Genomic DNA, 17,992 nt, shown 5'->3' with positions numbered 1-17,992 from the left:
GAATTGCGGCGCCGGGTCCGGCCGGGGCCTCCGGGGGCACCGTCTAGCGGCGCCGCAGCGGCAGGGGGGCGCCCATGACCGCGTACGGTTTCGGGGCGCTCGGGAAGAGGACCTGGCGGGCCAGGTCCGTGTAGCCGAGCGAGTGGTACAGGCCGCGGGCGGGGCTGTCGGTGTCGATGGCGGAGAGGATCGAGCGGGGTTCGGCGGCGCCGTCCGTGATGGTGGTGATCAGGGCCCGGCCGATGCCCTGGTTCTGGTGGTCCGGGTGGACGTGCAGCTCGGTGATCACGAAGGAGTTGTCGAGCCAGCCGTCCTGGCCCCGGCCGCGCAGATACGGCTCGACGACCGTGGACCACCAGTGCGTGCGGTCGTTGGGCATGCCGTAGACGAAGCCGGCGAGCCGCCCGTCGGAGGTGGTGGCGCCGAGCGCGCGGGCCCCCGGGTAGACCAGGTGCCGGAGCACGATCTGCCGCCGTACGGCGATCTCGTCGGCGCCGAGCCCGAAGGCCAGCGCCTGCACGGCGAGCGCCTCGTCGACCCGCGCGGCGAGATCCAGCGGGCCGATGACCACGTCGTCGGGGCTGTGGGGACCCTGACCGGGAAAGCGCAGCATGCCGGGGAGACTACAGGGAGCTACCGGGTGTCAGAACAGCACACTCATGAAGGCCCCGACCTCACGGAATCCCACGCGCCGGTACGTCGCCCGGGCGGCGGTGTTGAAGTCGTTGACGTAGAGGCTGACGACGGGCGCGACGTCCTGGAGCGCGTAGCGCAGCACGGCGGCCATGCCGGGTGCGGCGAGTCCCCGGCCCCGGTATTCGGGGGCGACCCAGACGCCCTGGATCTGGCAGGCGTGATCCGTGGCGGCGCCGATCTCCGCCTTGAAGACGACCTTGCCCTCCTCGTCCAGCCGGGCGAAGGAGCGTCCGGAGCCGACGAGTTCGGCGACCCGGGCCTGGTAGAGCAGTCCGCCGTCGCCGGCCATCGGGGAGACGCCGACCTCCTCGGTGAACATCGCCACGCACGCGGGCATGATCGTCTCCATCTCGTCCTTGCGCATACGGCGGACGTACGGATCCGGGGCGATGGCGTCGGGGAGCCGGTCGGTGACCATCAGCGGCTGGTTGCCGCGGACCTCGCGGGCGGGACCCCAGTTGGGTTCGAGCAACCGCCACAGCTGGGTGGTGGGTTCGGCGGGACCGACGATGGAGGAGCAGCGGCGGCCGGCACGGCGCGCGCGGTCGGCGAAGGCGCGCACGGCGCGGGGGGTGGCGCAGATCGGGACGAGGTTGGCGCCCGCGTAGCACAGGGACGTCAGCATGCCGTCCTCGTACCAGCCCCACATCTCGCCGCCGAGTCGCCACGGGTCGAGGCCGGCGACCTTGACCCGGGAGGCCACGAAGGCGTTCGCCACCGGCTCGCTGTCGAGGACGGCGAGCGCGGCGTCCAGGTCACTCGGTTCGAGGACCCTGGTGGTGGTCTGGGTCAACACGTGCGGGGGCCTCACCATACGGTCTGCTGGTTTCCGCACTGTACCCGGCACGGGTGTGCGGCGCCGCCCGTGCCCGCCGACTCGACCCGGCCTCAGGCGGCGTTCGAGGGGGCCCGGGGGCGCGAAGCCCCCGGGGCGGGCGGGGCGGAGCGTCAGCCCGCGACCGATACCGACGGCTCGCCGGAGGCGATGCCCTCGGCCTCCATCTGCTCGGCGAGCTTCATGGCCTCTTCGATGAGGGTCTCGACGATCTTCGACTCGGGGACGGTCTTGATGACCTCGCCCTTCACGAAGATCTGGCCCTTGCCGTTGCCGGAGGCGACGCCGAGGTCGGCCTCGCGGGCCTCGCCCGGGCCGTTCACGACGCAGCCCATGACGGCGACGCGGAGCGGGACCTCCATGCCGGTGAGGCCCGCGGTGACCTCTTCGGCGAGCTTGTAGACGTCGACCTGGGCGCGCCCGCAGGACGGGCAGGAGACGATCTCCAGGCCGCGCTGCTTGAGGTTGAGGGACTCCAGGATCTGGAGACCGACCTTGACCTCCTCGGCCGGCGGCGCCGACAGGGAGACGCGGATGGTGTCGCCGATGCCCTCGGAGAGCAGCGCGCCGAAGGCGACCGCCGACTTGATGGTGCCCTGGAACGCCGGACCGGCCTCGGTGACACCGAGGTGCAACGGGTAGTCGCACGCCGCGGCGAGCTGCCGGTAGGCATTGACCATCACGACCGGGTCGTTGTGCTTGACCGAGATCTTGATGTCCCGGAAGTCGTGCTCCTCGAACAGGGACGCCTCCCACAGCGCGGACTCCACCAGCGCCTCGGGAGTGGCCTTGCCGTACTTCTGCAGCAGCCGCTTGTCCAGCGAACCCGCGTTGACGCCGATACGGATCGGCGTGCCGGTGTCCTTCGCGGCCCGCGCGATCTCCTTCACCTGATCGTCGAACTGCTTGATGTTGCCCGGATTCACCCGCACCGCCGCACAACCCGCCTCGATCGCCGCGAACACGTACTTCGGCTGGAAGTGGATGTCCGCGATCACCGGGATCTGCGACTTGCGGGCGATCGTCGCCAGCGCGTCCGCGTCGTCCTGCGTCGGACACGCCACCCGCACGATCTGGCACCCCGACGCCGTCAGCTCCGCGATCTGCTGCAGCGTCGCCCCGATGTCCGACGTACGCGTCGTCGTCATCGACTGCACCGAGACGGGTGCGTCCCCACCCACGGCCACGGTTCCGACCTGGATCTGCCGGCTCTTCCGGCGCTCGGCGAGCTTGGTCGGAACGGACGGCATGCCGAGAGAAATCGCAGTCATCTGCTGTGCAACCCCAAGTGATGGATCAAGGTCCCGGGACAGTGGGCTCCAGGGAACGAGATTACGGCACGGCCCTCGGACCGAGCACATCCCGTGCGTAAACCCACTCATTGGTGGCGGCCGGGCACACACGGTGCCCGGCCGCCATGAACGCGGTCTTCCTAGCTGATTCTCACCGGGTTAACGACGTCCGCGATCAGCACCAGGATCGTGAAGCAGACGAAGATTCCGGCCACCACGTAGGCGACGGGCATCAGCTTCGCGACGTCGAACGGACCGGGGTCCGGCCGGCGCAGCACCTTCGCCGCGCTCCGCCGCAGCGACTCCCACAGGGCGCCCGCGATGTGCCCGCCGTCCAGCGGGAGCAGCGGGAGCATGTTGAACAGGAAGAGGGAGAGGTTGAAGCCCGCGACGAGCAGCAGCATCATCGCGACCTGCTGGGAGGCGGGGATGTCCAGCATGAAGACGTCGCCGCCGATGCGGGCCGCGCCGACCACGCCCATCGGGGAGTCCGCCTCGCGCGGGCCGTCGCCGAAGGCCGCGTCCCACAGGGCGGGGACCTTGCCGGGCAGCGAGACCAGCGACTCGACGCCGTTCTGCATCATGTCGCCCATGCGGTCCACGGACTGGCCGAAGGACTGCTCGACGATGCCGGAGGCGGGCGTGAAGCCGAGGAAGCCCGCGTACACGTACTTGCCCTGGACGTAGCCGCCGTCGCCGTCGGTCTTGCTGACCTGGTTCTTGATCAGGTGGGCGGTCAGGTCGAGGCGCTCGCCCTTGCGCTCGACGGTGAGCGTGACGTCACGGCCGGGGTTGGCGCGGATGTCGGACTGCAGGCTCGACCAGTCCTCGACCGGCTTGCCGTCGAACGCGACGATCTTGTCGCCGAGCTTGAGCCCGGCGGCCTTGGCGGGGGCGGGCTGGTCGCCCTTCTCGCACTTGGTGCGGTTCTCGCTCTGCTGGATGACGCAGTCGGAGACCCGGCCGACCGTGGTCGTCTGGGTGTTGATCCCGAACGTCATCATCACGCCGAGGAAGATCGCCACGGCCAGGATCAGGTTCATGAAGGGGCCCGCGAACATCACGATGACCCGCTTCCACGGCTTGCGCGTGTAGAAGAGGCGGGTCTCGTCGCCGGGCTTGAGCTCCTCGAAGGCGGCCGATCTGGCGTCCTCGATCATGCCGCGGAACGGGGAGCTGGAACGGGCCTCGATCCTGCCGTCGGGTCCCGGCGGGAACATCCCGATCATGCGGATGTAGCCGCCGAGCGGGACGGCCTTGATGCCGTACTCCGTCTCGCCCTTCTTGCGCGACCAGATGGTCGGGCCGAAGCCGACCATGTACTGCGGCACCCGGATGCCGAAGAGCTTGGCCGTCGACAGATGCCCCAGCTCGTGCCAGGCGATCGAGATGAGCAGGCCGACCGCGAAGACGACTATGCCGAGGATCATCATCAAGGTCGTCATGCACGGGCCTCCGCGGTCGTGTGCGCCGTCGTTCTGGTCAGCTCACGGGCCCGGGCGCGCGCCCAGGTCTCCGCTTCGAGGACGTCCGCGACGGTCAGGGAAGTTCCCGTCCGCGGCGTGCCGTGTTCCTCGACCACGCTCGTGACGGTCTCCATGATCCCGTTGAACGGCAGGGCGCCGTTCAGGAACGCGTCCACGCACTCCTCGTTGGCGGCATTGAACACCGCCGGCGCCGTCCCCGCGAGCTGTCCCACGTGCCGGGCGAGTCCGACGGACGGGAAGGCCTCGGTGTCGAGCGGGAAGAACTCCCAGTTCGAGGCCCTGGTCCAGTCGAACGCGGGCGCCGCGTCCGGGACGCGCTCGGGCCAGCCGAGGCCGATGGCGATCGGCCCGCGCATGTCGGGGGGCGTCGCCTGGGCCAGCGTGGATCCATCGGTGAACTCGACCATCGAGTGAACATACGACTGCGGATGCACCACCACCTCAATCCGCTCGAAGGGAATGTCGTAGAGGAGGTGCGCCTCGATGACTTCGAGCCCCTTGTTGACGAGGGTCGCGGAGTTCACCGTGATCACCGGCCCCATGGCCCAGGTGGGGTGGGCCAGGGCGTCCGCGGGGGTGACGTCCGCCAGCTCGGACTTCGTACGCCCCCGGAAGGGGCCGCCGGAGGCGGTGACGACGAGTTTGCGTACGTCGGCCCGGGTGCCGCCGGCGAGGGCCTGGAAGAGGGCCGCGTGTTCGGAGTCGACCGGGATGATCTGGCCCGGCTTGGCGAGCGCCTTCACCAGCGGGCCGCCGACGATGAGCGACTCCTTGTTCGCCAGCGCCAGGGTGCGTCCCGCCTCCAGGGCGGCGAGGGTCGGCGCGAGCCCGATGGAGCCGGTGATCCCGTTGAGGACGGTGTGGCAGTCGGAGGCGGCGACCCGGGTGGCCGCGTCGGGCCCGGCGAGGACCTCCGGGAGCCGCTCCCCCGCGCCGTACTGCGCGGCCAGCGCCTCGCGCAGGGCCGGGACGACGTCCTCGCGGGCGACGGCGACGGTCCGCACGCGCAGTCGGTGGGCCTGCTCCGCGAGCAGCCCGACCCTCCCGCCTGCGGCCGAGAGCGCGGTGACCCGGAAGCGGTCGGGGTTGCGCAGCACGAGGTCGATGGCCTGGGTGCCGATCGATCCGGTGGAACCGAGGATCACGACGTCCCGGACTCCGGCCACGGGGTCGAAGACGAGATGCGGATCGGCGAGGGGGGCTGGACTGTCGCTCATCCCCCCATTGTTGCCGCAACGCGCGCCCGGCAGGACAGGGCGCCCCACTCCTGGTCCGTTCGGCACCCCCGAACACCGCACGGAGCCGCGGCGGCCGCGCCTTCCGGGACGGCCGGTGCGCTCGATGCACCGTCACACTGCCGCGCCCGGCTCACCGCCTGCGGCGGCGGTTCCGGCGTGACTCGGCGGCGCGGCGGGGAGGGCCGGGCTGCGCGCCCTGCGCCGACTCGGCGGGAGGCCCGTCGGCGGGGGCGAACGCGCCTTCGACCACCCCGTCCGCCGTGTCCAGGGTGGGGGCTGTGAAGTGCAGGCCGTCGGCGGGCCCGCGGCGTCCGAGGCTCCCGGCGCCCTCGCCGGCGGCGTCCAGATTGAAGACGTAGCCGACGGACTCCTCCTTGATGGCCTCCGTCATGGCCCCGTACATCTCGAAGCCCTCGCGCTCGTACTCGACGATCGGCTCCCGGCCCAGGGTCCAGCGCAGTCCGATGCCGTCGCGCAGGTAGTCCATCTCGTAGAGGTGTTCGCGCCACTTGCGGTCGAGGACGGAGAGGACGACCAGGCGTTCCAGGTCGCGCAGGGCATCGGAGCCGAGCTCCGCCTCGCGGTCCGCGTACCGGGCGTGGATGTCCCCTGTCACCGCGTCGAGCAGGTCGTCGGCGGTGAGGTTCGCGCGGTCGCCGGCCGCCTCCTCCAGGTCGTCGACGGTGATCCGCACCGGATAGAGCTGCCGCAGGGCGCTCCACAGCCGCTCCAGATCCCACTCCTCCGGGAAGCCGTCGGCAGTCTCCTGCTCGACGTAGGCCCGCACGGTGTCGTCCATGAAGTGCCGGATCTGTCCGCTCAGGTCCTCCCCGTCGAGGACGCGGCGGCGCTCCGCGTAGATGAGCGTGCGCTGGCGGTTGAGGACCTCGTCGAACTTCAGGACGTCCTTGCGGGACTCGAAGTGCTGCTGCTCCAGCTGGGACTGGGCGGAGGCGATGGCGCGGGTGACCATCTTGTTCTCGATCGGTACGTCGTCGGGCACGTTCGCCATCGACATGACCCGCTCGACCACCTGGGCGCGGAACAGCCGCATCAGGTCGTCCTGGAGGGAGAGGTAGAAGCGGGAGGCGCCGGGGTCGCCCTGGCGGCCCGAGCGGCCGCGCAGCTGGTTGTCGATGCGCCGCGACTCGTGCCGCTCGGTGCCGAGGACGTACAGCCCGCCGAGATCCTTGACCTCCTCGTGCTGGGCGGCGACGTCCACCCGGACCTCGTCCAGCACGGACTGCCGGGTCTCCGGACCGGCGTCCTCCGGGAGCCGGGCGAGCGCCATCGCCTCGGGGTTGCCGCCGAGCATGATGTCGGTGCCGCGTCCCGCCATGTTCGTGGCCACGGTGACCGCGCCCCGGCGGCCGGCCTGCGCGACGATCTGCGCCTCGCGCTGGTGGTTCTTGGCGTTGAGCACCTCGTGCCGGATGCCCCTCTTCCTGAGCAGGGCGGACAGCACCTCGGACTTCTCGACGGAGGTGGTGCCCACCAGGACGGGCTGCCCGGCCCGGTTCCGCTCCTCGATGTCCGCAAGGATGGCGGCGTACTTCGCCTCCTCGGTGCGGTAGATCTGGTCGGGATCGTCACGGCGGGCCATCGGCCGGTTCGTCGGGATCGGCACGACGTGCAGCTTGTAGATCTGGTGGAACTCGGCCGCCTCGGTCATCGCGGTGCCGGTCATGCCGGCGAGCTTCTCGTACAGCCGGAAGAAGTTCTGCAGGGTGATCGTGGCGAGGGTCTGGTTCTCCTCCTTGACCGTCACGCCCTCCTTCGCCTCGATGGCCTGGTGCAGACCCTCGTTGTAGCGGCGGCCGGCCAGCAGGCGGCCCGTGTGCTCGTCGACGATCAGGACCTCCCCGTCCACCACGACGTAGTCCTTGTCCTTCTTGAAGTGCTCCTTCGCCTTGAGGGCGTTGTTGAGGTGCCCGATGAGCGGGGTGTGGTCGGACTCGTAGAGGCTCTCGATGCCGAGCTGGTCCTGGAGGTACTCCACTCCGCGGTCCAGGATCGCCACCGTGCGCTTCTTCGGGTCGTACTCGTAGTCGTGCTCGGCGCGCAGGCCGGCGAGCCGGTCCTTGTCCGCCTGGGTGGCGAAGTGCTCCTCCTGCACCCGCACGCCCTTCATCCGCTCGACCAGCCTCGCGAACGCCCCGTACCACTGGGTGGGCTGGTCGGCGGGACCGGAGATGATCAGCGGGGTGCGTGCCTCGTCGATCAGGATCGAGTCGGCCTCGTCGACGATCGCGAAGTGGTGCCCCCGCTGCACGAGTTCGTCCTTCGACCAGGCCATGTTGTCGCGCAGGTAGTCGAAGCCGAACTCGGTGTTGGTGCCGTACGTGATGTCGCAGGCGTACTGCGTCCGGCGCTGCGCGGGGGCGGCACCGGAGTTGATGACGCCGACGGTCAGGCCCATGAACCGGTAGGCGCGGCCCATCCACTCGGCGTCCCGCTCGGCCAGGTAGTCGTTCACCGTGACCAGGTGGACGCCCTTGCCGGTCAGCGCGTTCAGGTACACGGGGAGCGTGCCGACCAGGGTCTTGCCCTCGCCGGTCTGCATCTCGGCGATGTTGCCGAGGTGGAGCGCGGCTCCGCCCATGACCTGGACGTCGAAGTGGCGCATGCCGAGGGTGCGCCGCGCCGCCTCCCGCATCGCGGCGAACGCCTCGGGCAGCAGGTCGTCCAGGCTCTCGCCGTCGGCGTGACGCTGCCTGAACTCCGGTGTGAGGGCGCTCAGCTCCTCGTCGGTGAGGGCCCGGAATTCCTCCTCCAGGGAGTTGACCTGCTCGGCCACGCGCTCCAGCCTGCGCAGCATTCTTCCTTCGCCGGCGCGCATGATCCGGCCGGTGATGCTGTCGAGTCCTTTTCCCGGCACTGGAATTCCCCCACACCTAAAGGGCGTCCGCGAGCATGCGGATCCAGCGGTTGGCGCGCTGGAGTATGTGGACGCTCTGCTGATTCGCCGTGATCACCTCGCGCAGCACGGGGTCGCGGACGACCTCGAGCGCGCTGCGGAAGAGCTGCTGGACGACGGGCCGTTCACCGGGGCGCCCAGCGTCGAGCAGGGAGTCGACGTCGCGGACGTCGATCCGTCGGACCCGCAGGGCGTCGAAGGAGGCCACCGGCGGCCTCGGCTCGGCGTCGACCAGGGAAAGCGCGCAGTCGTTGAGGAGGACGGCGAGGGCGTCCCGGTGCGACTCGAAGGCGGTGGGCGCACTCACCCCCAGCTTTCCGGCGAGCGGCAATACCTCGTTCCGCACCGTCCGCAACGCCCGTGTCACATCGGCCTCGTACAGCTGACGCCATGCCTCCTTGCGCGCCCGCGTCAGCTGTACGGAAATTCCCTGACTGTGTTCTTCCCCGACCCCTTGGCGCATTTTCCGTCCCCGTTCGCCATTCTGGTCATTGTTGACGCATATTTTGCGTGCGGCAAGCGACAGAATGACGGACGGGGCGGAAAGGCATTCCTGGTGAAAAGGTCAGCGAATGGGGCGGTGCACGTTCTTGTGCCGGGACGGACCGGGTGTCGCGTCCGCGATCCAGGGACCCTCGCCGGACGGGTCGATCACGCCGTGCTCCAGCCAGGTGTACGTGCCGGACAGCACACCCTTGACCACCGTGCGGTCGAGGTCGTCGGTGTTGTGCCACAGCCGCCCGAAGAGTTCCTCGACGCGGATGCGGGCCTGGCGGCAGAACACGTCGGCCAGTTGGTAGGCCTCGCGGCCGTGGTCCTCGGTGGTGCGCAGGAGTTCGGCGCGTACGCAGGCCGCGCTCATCGCGAAGAGCTCGGCGCCGATGTCGACGATGCGGCCGAGGAAGCCCTGCTTGGTCTCCATGCGGCCCTGCCAGCGGGACATGGCGTAGAAGGTGGACCGGGCGAGCTTGCGAGCCGTCCGCTCGACGTACCGAAGGTGCCCGGAGAGGTCGACCTCGCGCTTGAACTCGCTGTAGGAATTCGGCAGTTGTCCGGGACCCGCGACCAGCTTGGGCAGCCACTTGGCGTAGAAGACGCCCGCGTTGGCGCCGGCCTTCGCCTTGTCGGACAGCGTCTTGTCGGGGTCGATCAGGTCACCCGCGACCTTGAGGTGGGCGTCGACCGCCTCACGGGCGATCAGCAGATGCATGATCTCCGTGGAGCCCTCGAAGATGCGGTTGATGCGCAGGTCGCGCAGGATCTGCTCGGCGGGGACGGCCCGCTCCCCGCGGGCTGCGAGCGACTCGGCGGTCTCGAATCCGCGGCCGCCGCGGATCTGGACCAGTTCGTCGGCCATCAGCCAGGCCATCTCCGAGCCATACAGCTTGGCGAGGGCGGCCTCGATGCGGATGTCGTTGCGGTCCTCGTCGGCCATCTGGGACGACAGGTCGAGGACGGCCTCCAGGGCGAACGTCGTCGCCGCGATGAAGGAGATCTTCGCCCCGACCGCCTCGTGGAACGCGACCGGCTTGCCCCACTGCTCCCGGGCCGCCGACCACTCGCGGGCGATCTTCAGACACCACTTGCCGGCGCCCACGCACATGGCGGGCAGCGACAGGCGCCCGGTGTTCAGCGTGGTGAGGGCGATCTTCAGCCCGGCGCCCTCGGCGCCGATCCGGTTCGCGGCGGGGACCCGGACGCGATGGAAGCGGGTGACGCCGTTCTCCAGGCCGCGCAGGCCCATGAAGGCGTTGCGGTTCTCGACGGTGACGCCCTCGGAGGCGGCCTCCACCACGAACGCCGTGATGCCGCCCTTGTGCCCCTCGGACCTCGGCACCCGCGCCATCACCACGAGGAGGTCGGCGACGACGCCGTTCGTCGTCCAGAGCTTCACCCCGTCGAGGACGTAGTCGTCCCCGTCCGGAACCGCCGTCGTGGCCAGCCGGGCGGGGTCGGAGCCCACGTCGGGTTCGGTCAGGAGGAACGCCGTGATGTCCGTGCGGGCACAGCGGGGCAGGAACGCGTCGCGCTGCTCCTGGGTGCCGAAGATCTTCAGCGGCTGCGGTACGCCGATCGACTGGTGTGCGGACAGCAGGGCGCCGATGGCGGGGCTCGCGGAGCCGACCAGGGCGAGCGCCTTGTTGTAGTAGACCTGTGTCAGGCCCAGGCCGCCGTACTTGGTGTCGATCTTCATGCCGAGGGCGCCGAGCTCCTTGAGCCCGTCGATCGTCTCGTCGGGGATCTGCGCCTCGCGCTCGATCCGGGCCGAGTCGATCTTCGTCTCGCAGAAGTCGCGCAGCTTGGCGAGGAACTCCTCGCCGCGCTGTGCGGCCTCGTCGGACGGCATGGGGTGCGGATGGATGAGGTCGAGCCGGAAGCGGCCGAGAAACAGTTCCTTGGCGAAGCTGGGCTTGCGCCAGTCCTGTTCGCGCGCGTCCTCCGCGACCTGTCGGGCCTCACGTTCGGTGACTGTGGGCTGGTGGGGTGTTGCGGACAAGAGGCTCACCTCGCCGCGAATAGGGATCTTGGGGCTGTTCGTTACCGACCGGTGCTACCCGATCGTATGTACCCGATCCGGTCCGCCCCCACCAGTCCTGGCGCAGCGTTCGGCCCAACGCGCACCCGTCCCGCCGCCCGCCGGACCTCCCCTGCGGCACGGGGGCGGCGTTGCGCCGGAGGCCCTCGCGGGGGACCGTCGGGGGCACCCGCCCGCGATGGCGGCCGAGGCGTCCCGGGCGCTCGCACGGGATCCGTCCCGCACCCTCGCGGGCCCCTGGCGGGCGGAGGGGGCGGAGGCCGGCGCGAGTGTCCCCGGGTCGGCGTGGGAGGCGTCGTCGCACGGGTGCGGAAGGCGTGATCGCGCGGGTGCGTGACGCGTGACCGCGCCGGTGCGTGACGCGTGACCGCGCGGGTGCGTGAGCGCGGCACCGGAGCGGCCCCGGCGCGCGGGCCGGGACCGTGCCGTGCGCGCGTCCCGGCGACGGTCCCGGACGCACGCCGGGAACGCGCTCCGAGGAAGCTGTCGAAGCACTTCGACAGCCTATGGACGGCACGGGCGAACTGTCCTACCGGGCCTGCGACTTCGGGACCGGGGTCGCGGCCGTCACCGTCCGGGCCGCGGGCGAGGGGACCGTGGAGGTGTCACTGGACGGCGGCCCGGCGCTCGCGACCCTCACGCCGCACCCGACGAAGGGCCCCTACGACTGCACGACCCTCGCCGCCGGGTTCACCTCGGCCGGTGTGCACGACCTCCACCTGGGACTGCGCGGCACGCTGCGGCTCGCGCACGTCGGCCTCTCCGACTGAGGGTCCGGGCAGGCCGACACGAGGGGCCCGGCATTCCGGCTGCCGGGCCCCTCGACCCACGACAACGGCCGGAGCCCCCGCACAGTGGGCTCCGGCCGCCGGTTTCGAACGGTCCTACAGCGCGAGGCCCGTCAGGACCAGCACGCGCTCGTACGTGTAGTCGTCCATCGCGAAGCGCACGCCCTCACGGCCCACGCCCGACTGCTTCACGCCGCCGTACGGCATCTGGTCGGCGCGGTAGGAGGGCACGTCGCCGACCACGACGCCGCCGACCTCCAGGGCCCGGTGGGCGCGGAAGGCGGTCTGCAGGTCGTGCGTGAACACACCTGCCTGCAGGCCGTACTTGGAGTTGTTGACGGCGGCGAAGGCCTCGGCCTCGCCGGTCACCTTCTGCACCGTGAGGACCGGGCCGAAGACCTCCTCGCAGGAGAGGGTCGCGTCCGCCGGGACGTCGGCGAGGACGGTCGGCGCGTACGAGGCGCCGTCCCGTGCACCGCCGGTGAGCAGCGTGGCGCCGGAGGCGACGGCCTCGTCGACCCACGACTCGACGCGGCGGGCGGCGTCCTCGCTGACCAGCGGGCCGACATCGGTCTTGGCGTCCGAGGGGTCACCGGTGACCTGGGCCTCGACGGCGGCGACGATGCGGGGCAGCAGCCGGTCGTACACCGAGGCGTCGGCGATCACGCGCTGCACGGAGATGCAGGACTGGCCGCCCTGGTAGTTGGAGAAGGTCGCGATGCGGGTGGCGGCCCAGTCCAGGTCCTCGTCGCTCGCGAAGTCGGCCAGCACCACGGCCGCGCCGTTGCCGCCGAGCTCCAGCGTGCAGTGCTTGCGCGGCACCGAGTCCATGATCGCGTAACCGACCTTCTCGGACCCGGTGAACGAGATGACGGGCAGCCGCTCGTCCTGCACCAGGGCGGGCATCTTGTCATTGGCGACCGGCAGGATGCTCCAGGAGCCGGCGGGCAGCTCGGTCTCGGCGAGCAGGTCACCGATGATCAGGCCGGACAGCGGGGTCGCGGGGGCCGGCTTCAGGATGATCGGGGCACCGGCCGCGATCGCCGGGGCGACCTTGTGGGCGCACAGGTTGAGCGGGAAGTTGAAGGGCGCGATGCCGAGGACGACGCCCTTGGGGAAGCGCCGGGTCAGCGCGAGGCGGCCCTGGCCGCCGGCGTCGGTGTCGAGCCGCTGGGCCTCGCCGCCGTTGAACCGGCGGGCCTCCTCGGCGGCGAACCGGAACACGGACACCGCGCGGCCGACCTCGCCGCGGGCCCACTTGATCGGCTTGCCGTTCTCGGCGGAGATGAGCTGCGCGATCTCCTCGGTGCGCTCGACGAGACGCTTGCTCACGTGGTCGAGGGCGGCGGCGCGCACGTGGGCGGGGGTCGCGGCGAACTCGTCGCGGACGGCGTACGCGGCGGCGACGGCCTCCTCGACCTGGGCCTCGGTGGGCACGCTGACCTTCCCGACCAGCTGCCCGTCCCAGGGCGACGTGACGTCGAAGGTGGTCTCGCCGGTGGCCTGGCGGCCGGCCAGCCAGAAGGCGTGGGTGGAAGTCATTGTCGAGTCCCGGCCCTTCCGAGGTTGGTGTGTCCGTGTCTTTCCGGACCCACGGTAGGGCCCGCCCGACACGGATCCGCTTATCCACCCCGTAGCACTGCCCACCCCACCCCACTCCGCAACGGCCAAGGCCCGCGCCCGGTGCGTCCGGGGTGCATCCGGCACCCGGCGCTGCACCTGGCCTCGGGCAGGACAGCGAACGGCGCCGACGGGGTGCCGCCTGCGCCCACCCGTGCCGCCCCCGGCGGCACGCAGCCCGCAGACCGCGAGACCCGCAGCCACCGTCCGGCCGATGCCGATACCACTGACCCGCGACGGTCCGCTGCCGCCCATCGGCCGAAGGGGCCGTGCGGTTACCTCAGATGCCCGTTGCAGGTCGGGCGGGAAGCTCCGGCTCGCCCCGGAAGCAGACGGCCACGCCCGACGTGCAACGGGCGGATGCACCGGCACGGCCCCGATCCACCCACCGGCACACTGCGCACCGGCACCAATCGACGCGACACTGCACCGCTACTCCCCCGGCGCCGTCGCCTTCAGCGCCAGCCACAGCTCCATCCGGACATCCGGATCGTCCAGCGAACGCCCGAGGATCTCCTCGACCCTCCGCATCCGGTACCGCAGCGTGTGCCGGTGCACACCGAGGTCCGCGGCAGCCGCGTCCCACTGACCGTGCCGGGACAGCCACGCCCGCAGGGAGGCCACCAGATCCCCCCGCCCCGTCGCATCGTGCTCGCGCAGCGCCCGCAGCAGCCCGTCCGCAAACGCCCGCACCGCATCGTCCGCGAGCAGCGGCACCACGGACCCCGCCGCCACCTCCTCGTGCTCGACGAGCGAGCGCCCCCGCCGCCGGGCCACGGACAACGCCTGTTCGGCCTGCTTGTAGGCCGCCCCCGCGGCGATCGGCCCGGCCGGCGCCGACAGCCCCACCACCAGCTCGTCCGCGTCCCCCACCGGCTGCTCCCGCGCCGCCGCCCGCGCGGCCTCCAGGACCACCGCGTACTCCTGGCAGGCCGTGACCGCGGCACCCCCGTCCGCGGCGAGCACGACCAGCCGCTCCCCGTCGGGGACGACCAGTACGGACTCCCCGGACCGCGCGGCGGCGGACTCGACGACCTCGGCGAGCCCGCCGAGCGGATCGCCGTGGACGTCGGGCACCGCGACGCCGCCGCCGGCCGGCGTCTTCGCCGCGGGCACGCGCGCGTGCCCGTCGGCATGCGCCCGCGCGGCCGACGCGGAGGCCGCCTCGGCCAGGACCAGCCGGAAGGGCGCGTCGAGGAGCTCCCCGTACAGGTCGCCGGCGACGGCCCGGGCGTGGTCGGACTCCCCGGCGAGCAGCATCCGCAGCACGGCCGCCCCGATCCGCTGCTCGGCCGCGTGCAGCGACCGCGACCGCTCGGTGGTGAGCGTGAGGAGGGCGATCGCGGAGTGGACGGCGTACCGCTCGGCGGTACCGAGGGCGGCGGCGGTCCCCACGGCGAGCGCGGCGCGGGGCCGCCGCCCGGTGCCGAGCGAGTGCAGCTCGATCCGGTCCTCCCCGTCCGGGCCGCCGACGACGGAGCTCGCGGGGGCGGGCCGCTCCCGCAGCCGCTCGACGTCGGCGGTGATCCGTGCGGCCCGCCGCCCGGCCCACTCGGGCGCGGTGGCGACGACGGCACCGGACGCGTCGTACAGCGCGGCCCACCCGTCGACCTGCCCGGCGAGCGCGGCGAGCAGCTTCTCGGGTCCGTCGTTCAGCGCCTGCTTGGTCAGCTCGCGCTGGGCGGCGAACCCGGCCGTGACGGCCCGGTACTGGTCGGCGGCGATCGCGGCGGAGACGGCTTTGCTGATCGCGAGGAAGGGCGTGCGCCGGGGCACCTCCAGCAACGGCAGCCCCTCCTGCTCGGCGGCGTCGACGAGGGCCGCGGGGATCTCGTCGTAGTTGACCCCGACGGCGAACCCGAGGCCGACCACACCCGCCGCGGCCAGCCGCTTCACGTACCGGCGCATGACGTCGGGGTCCTCGGCGTCCAGCTTGAGCGCGGTGATGAGCAGCAGCTCCCCGCCCTCCATGTACGGGACGGGGTCGGCGAGCTCGCTGACGTGCGCCCAGCGGACGGGCACGTCCAGGCGTTCCCCGCCCGCCCGCACGGTCAGCTTGAGCGCGGAGTGGTGGACGAGCGAGGCGAGCGTGGGGGGCATGGGACCTTCAGGTCTGAGGTGGGGCGCACGAGCGATCGACCGGTGATCTTTTGGCCGCTTCGTATGAAGGGCCTGTATCGATTCTGCCTCACCGTAGGGGTGCCCCGCTCCCCGTTTCAGCCCCGCAGATCCACCAGCAGCGGCGGCGCGTGCTCGCCCTTCACGCTCGTGAGGGACAGCACCGCGTGCCCCGGCGGCACCCCGTGCGCCAGTTCGGACGCCGACCAGCGCTCGCGCTCGACCTGCCGGACGGTGACCGCGCGGGCCGTGGGCGCGTTCCCGGTGATCACGCGCCGCAGCATGTGGACGGCCTTGCCCGCCGGGGTCTCGGCGATGATCTGCCGGTCGGTGACGTCCCGGGCCTCGGTCCACTCCTTGCCCCAGACCTCGGCGAAGTCCTGCCCGTCCCAGGGGGTGAGCCCGGACAGCGCCATCCGGCAGCCGATGGCCCCGAGCAGCGGGCTGCGCAGCGCGCGGGGCACGTCGTCGAGGGTGCGCAGGGTCAGGACGGTCCCCGCGTTGACGGACCGCAGCCGCTGGATGCCGCGGACGGCTTCGGGGGTGACGACTCCGGCGGCGTCGTCGAGCACGAGGCAGGCGAACAGCGACCGGTCCTCGCGCACGGCGACGCTGGCCGTGAACTGCGCGAGCACGAGCCGCGCGAGGATCCGCGAGGCGTCGGCGTGTCCGCGCTGGGGCAGGTCGATGCGGACCCGGACCGGATGGTCGAGGGCGCGCAGCGAGAAGGGCCGCGACTGCCCGGAGGTGTCGAAGAAGCCGGCGAAGGCGGGCCGGTCGAGCAGGGCGACGCGGTCGGCCAGGACGCCGCCGACGTCGCCGGGGTGTCCCATCTGCCGTTCGCGGGCGTCCAGCTCGCGCAGCAGCGAGGCCTGCCCGGCCTCCTCCAGGCCGGTGCGCAGCGCGGCCAGCGGTCCGGGCGAGCCGTCGAGGAGCTGGCGCAGCTCCGGCACGGAGGGGAAGCGGCCGTGGACGGCGCGATAGGGCCCGAGGAGCTGGGCGAGGACGGTGGTGGACCGCCGGCTGTCGCCGCCGGGGTGCGGGTCGGCGAGGTCTCCGACGAGCGCCTCGGCGAGGACGGCCGCGGCCTCGTCGGGGTCGGTGGTCCCGCCGTAGAGGTCGAGGTCGTAGACGGAGTCGGGGTTTCCGATGCGTACGACGACGTCGTAGGCGTCGGCGGAGCCGAGCCCGGCGCCGGCCGCCCCCACCACCACGAGGGCGGCCCGCCCGGCGAGCGCGTGCAGGCACAGCGACTCGGCGAGCGGCCGGACGACACCGCCGGTCTTGCCGGACCCGGCGGGGCCGACGGCCAGCAGCGAGGTGCCGAGGAGGTCGGGGCCGAGGGCGAGGCCGGTGGCGCGGTAGGCGTAGGGGTTGCGGGGGTCGTCGGCGGTGGTGCCGAGCCGGACCTGGCCGGTGAGCAGGTCGTGCCGGGCGAGCCGGCCGGGCAGGTCACGGTCCCCGGAGGGGTGCAGGCAGGCGGCGGAGCCGTCCTTGAGCACGGCGGAGGTGAAGGTGGCGAGGCTGTGGCGGCCGTTGCGCACGCCCTGCCAGGCGCGGGCGATCCGGGCGTGGTCGACGTCCCGCATGAGCCCGGCGCGGGCCTCCGCGGCGAGCCGGTCGGCGGCGTCGGCGGCTCCGGCGGCGCGGAGGGGGTTCCACTGGGCGGGGTCCTCCTCGGGGGCGGGCGGCCGGTCGTCCGCGGGGGCCGTGCGCCGCCAGGCGGGCAGTCCGTAGCGCCGCCACACCTCACCCCAGCGGCCGAGCCGCCCCACGCCGATCATGATCGCCAGGGCGACCGCGGCGTAGTAGGCGTAGACGACCACGACGGCGCCGAAGCTGTGGGGCTCGGCCCACGAATCGGGGATCATCGCGTAGAGGGGCAGCAGCCACCAGCCGCCGAGATAGCCGTTCCACAGCAGCGACCAGATCAGCCAGCCGACGAGGAAGGCGATCAGCGCACCGCTGAGGAGCTGCCGAGCCGGCACGACCTCCGGTTCCTCCGCGGGACGCGGCCGGTGCCCGAACCGCCACACGCCGGGCGCCGCCTCGGGCCGTGGGGTGCGCAGCCACGTCAGGAAGGCGGACCCGTCCGGCAGCGGCGGCATCCCGGGCGCCCCGGCGGGCCTGGGCGGCGTCGCGGGGGCGGGCGGCTGCGCGGGGTGCGGGGACGCGGGCACCTGGGGTGGCCCCGCCGGTCGCGGCACCGGACCGGCGTGCGTGCCCCGTGCGTCCTGCGTGCCGTCGCCGTCCATCGCCCTTGCCCCCTGACCAGCCGCTCCGTCTCGTACGCGGGTCAATCTAGTGCCCCTGCCGGGGGAGTTCACCGCTTACGCGCCCGGACCTGCCGGGACCCGCGCCCGGTCGGCCGCGGGCTGCCCGCCCGGACCTGCACCGACCCGCATCCGGTGGGCCGCGGGCCCCCCGTGCGGACCTGCCGGGAGCCGCGCCCGGTCCGCTGCCGG

General features: G+C 72.3%; 11 protein-coding genes and 1 pseudogene. 1 reads left to right on the top strand and 11 read right to left on the bottom strand.

Annotation, left to right across the window (positions count from 1 at the left end; genetic code table 11):
- Nucleotides 1-43 precede the first annotated feature (43 nt).
- From ACZ4NT_RS27725 to ACZ4NT_RS27690, 8 genes are all read right to left on the bottom strand, one after another.
- A complete protein-coding gene (locus ACZ4NT_RS27725) occupies nt 44-613 on the bottom strand; it encodes a GNAT family N-acetyltransferase (protein ID WP_121406263.1) in 570 nt (189 codons plus the stop codon).
- A gap of 30 nt (nt 614-643) precedes the next feature.
- Entirely contained in the window at nt 644-1,492 is an 849-nt protein-coding gene (locus ACZ4NT_RS27720) for a GNAT family N-acetyltransferase (RefSeq protein WP_467728089.1), read from the bottom strand.
- Nucleotides 1,493-1,644: 152 nt separating this feature from the next.
- Nucleotides 1,645-2,802, bottom strand: a complete 1,158-nt coding sequence (gene ispG / locus ACZ4NT_RS27715) for a flavodoxin-dependent (E)-4-hydroxy-3-methylbut-2-enyl-diphosphate synthase (RefSeq protein ID WP_121406262.1) — start codon at nt 2,800-2,802, stop codon at nt 1,645-1,647.
- Between the two features lie 161 nt (nt 2,803-2,963).
- Entirely contained in the window at nt 2,964-4,268 is a 1,305-nt protein-coding gene (locus ACZ4NT_RS27710) for a site-2 protease family protein (RefSeq protein ID WP_121406261.1), read from the bottom strand.
- A complete protein-coding gene (gene dxr / locus ACZ4NT_RS27705; protein ID WP_121406260.1) occupies nt 4,265-5,527 on the bottom strand; it encodes a 1-deoxy-D-xylulose-5-phosphate reductoisomerase in 1,263 nt (420 codons plus the stop codon). The genes ACZ4NT_RS27710 and dxr overlap by 4 nt, the downstream gene beginning before the upstream one ends.
- Before the next feature lie 151 nt (nt 5,528-5,678).
- On the bottom strand, nt 5,679-8,387 hold the full coding sequence (gene secA / locus ACZ4NT_RS27700; protein WP_467728120.1) for a preprotein translocase subunit SecA: 2,709 nt from the start codon (nt 8,385-8,387) through the stop codon (nt 5,679-5,681).
- Nucleotides 8,388-8,442: 55 nt separating this feature from the next.
- A complete protein-coding gene (locus ACZ4NT_RS27695) occupies nt 8,443-8,772 on the bottom strand; it encodes a hypothetical protein (protein ID WP_467728088.1) in 330 nt (109 codons plus the stop codon).
- 258 nt (nt 8,773-9,030) lie between these two features.
- Nucleotides 9,031-10,971 (bottom strand): acyl-CoA dehydrogenase family protein, encoded by a 1,941-nt coding sequence (locus tag ACZ4NT_RS27690; protein ID WP_121406258.1) that lies wholly within the window; start codon nt 10,969-10,971, stop codon nt 9,031-9,033.
- A 533-nt stretch (nt 10,972-11,504) separates the two neighbouring features.
- Between ACZ4NT_RS27690 and ACZ4NT_RS27685 the strand changes: the two are divergent.
- Nucleotides 11,505-11,771: pseudogene (locus tag ACZ4NT_RS27685) on the top strand (carbohydrate-binding protein); the annotation flags it as partial.
- Between the two features lie 114 nt (nt 11,772-11,885).
- Here the strand turns inward: ACZ4NT_RS27685 and ACZ4NT_RS27680 are convergent.
- From ACZ4NT_RS27680 to ACZ4NT_RS27670, 3 genes are all read right to left on the bottom strand, one after another.
- A complete protein-coding gene (locus ACZ4NT_RS27680; RefSeq protein ID WP_121406257.1) occupies nt 11,886-13,331 on the bottom strand; it encodes an aldehyde dehydrogenase family protein in 1,446 nt (481 codons plus the stop codon).
- Nucleotides 13,332-13,841: 510 nt separating this feature from the next.
- The gene (locus ACZ4NT_RS27675) at nt 13,842-15,509 is read right to left on the bottom strand and encodes a PucR family transcriptional regulator (RefSeq protein WP_121406256.1); all 1,668 of its coding nucleotides are present in this window, start codon (nt 15,507-15,509) and stop codon (nt 13,842-13,844) included.
- A gap of 116 nt (nt 15,510-15,625) precedes the next feature.
- Complete coding sequence (locus ACZ4NT_RS27670) at nt 15,626-17,782, bottom strand: ATP-binding protein (protein WP_467728087.1); 2,157 nt, start codon at nt 17,780-17,782, stop codon at nt 15,626-15,628.
- Between the last annotated feature and the right edge of the window lie 210 nt (nt 17,783-17,992).

This window comes from Streptomyces sp. NPDC026417 (genome assembly GCF_055567695.1).
This window is presented reverse-complemented; position numbering and strand designations above follow the sequence as displayed.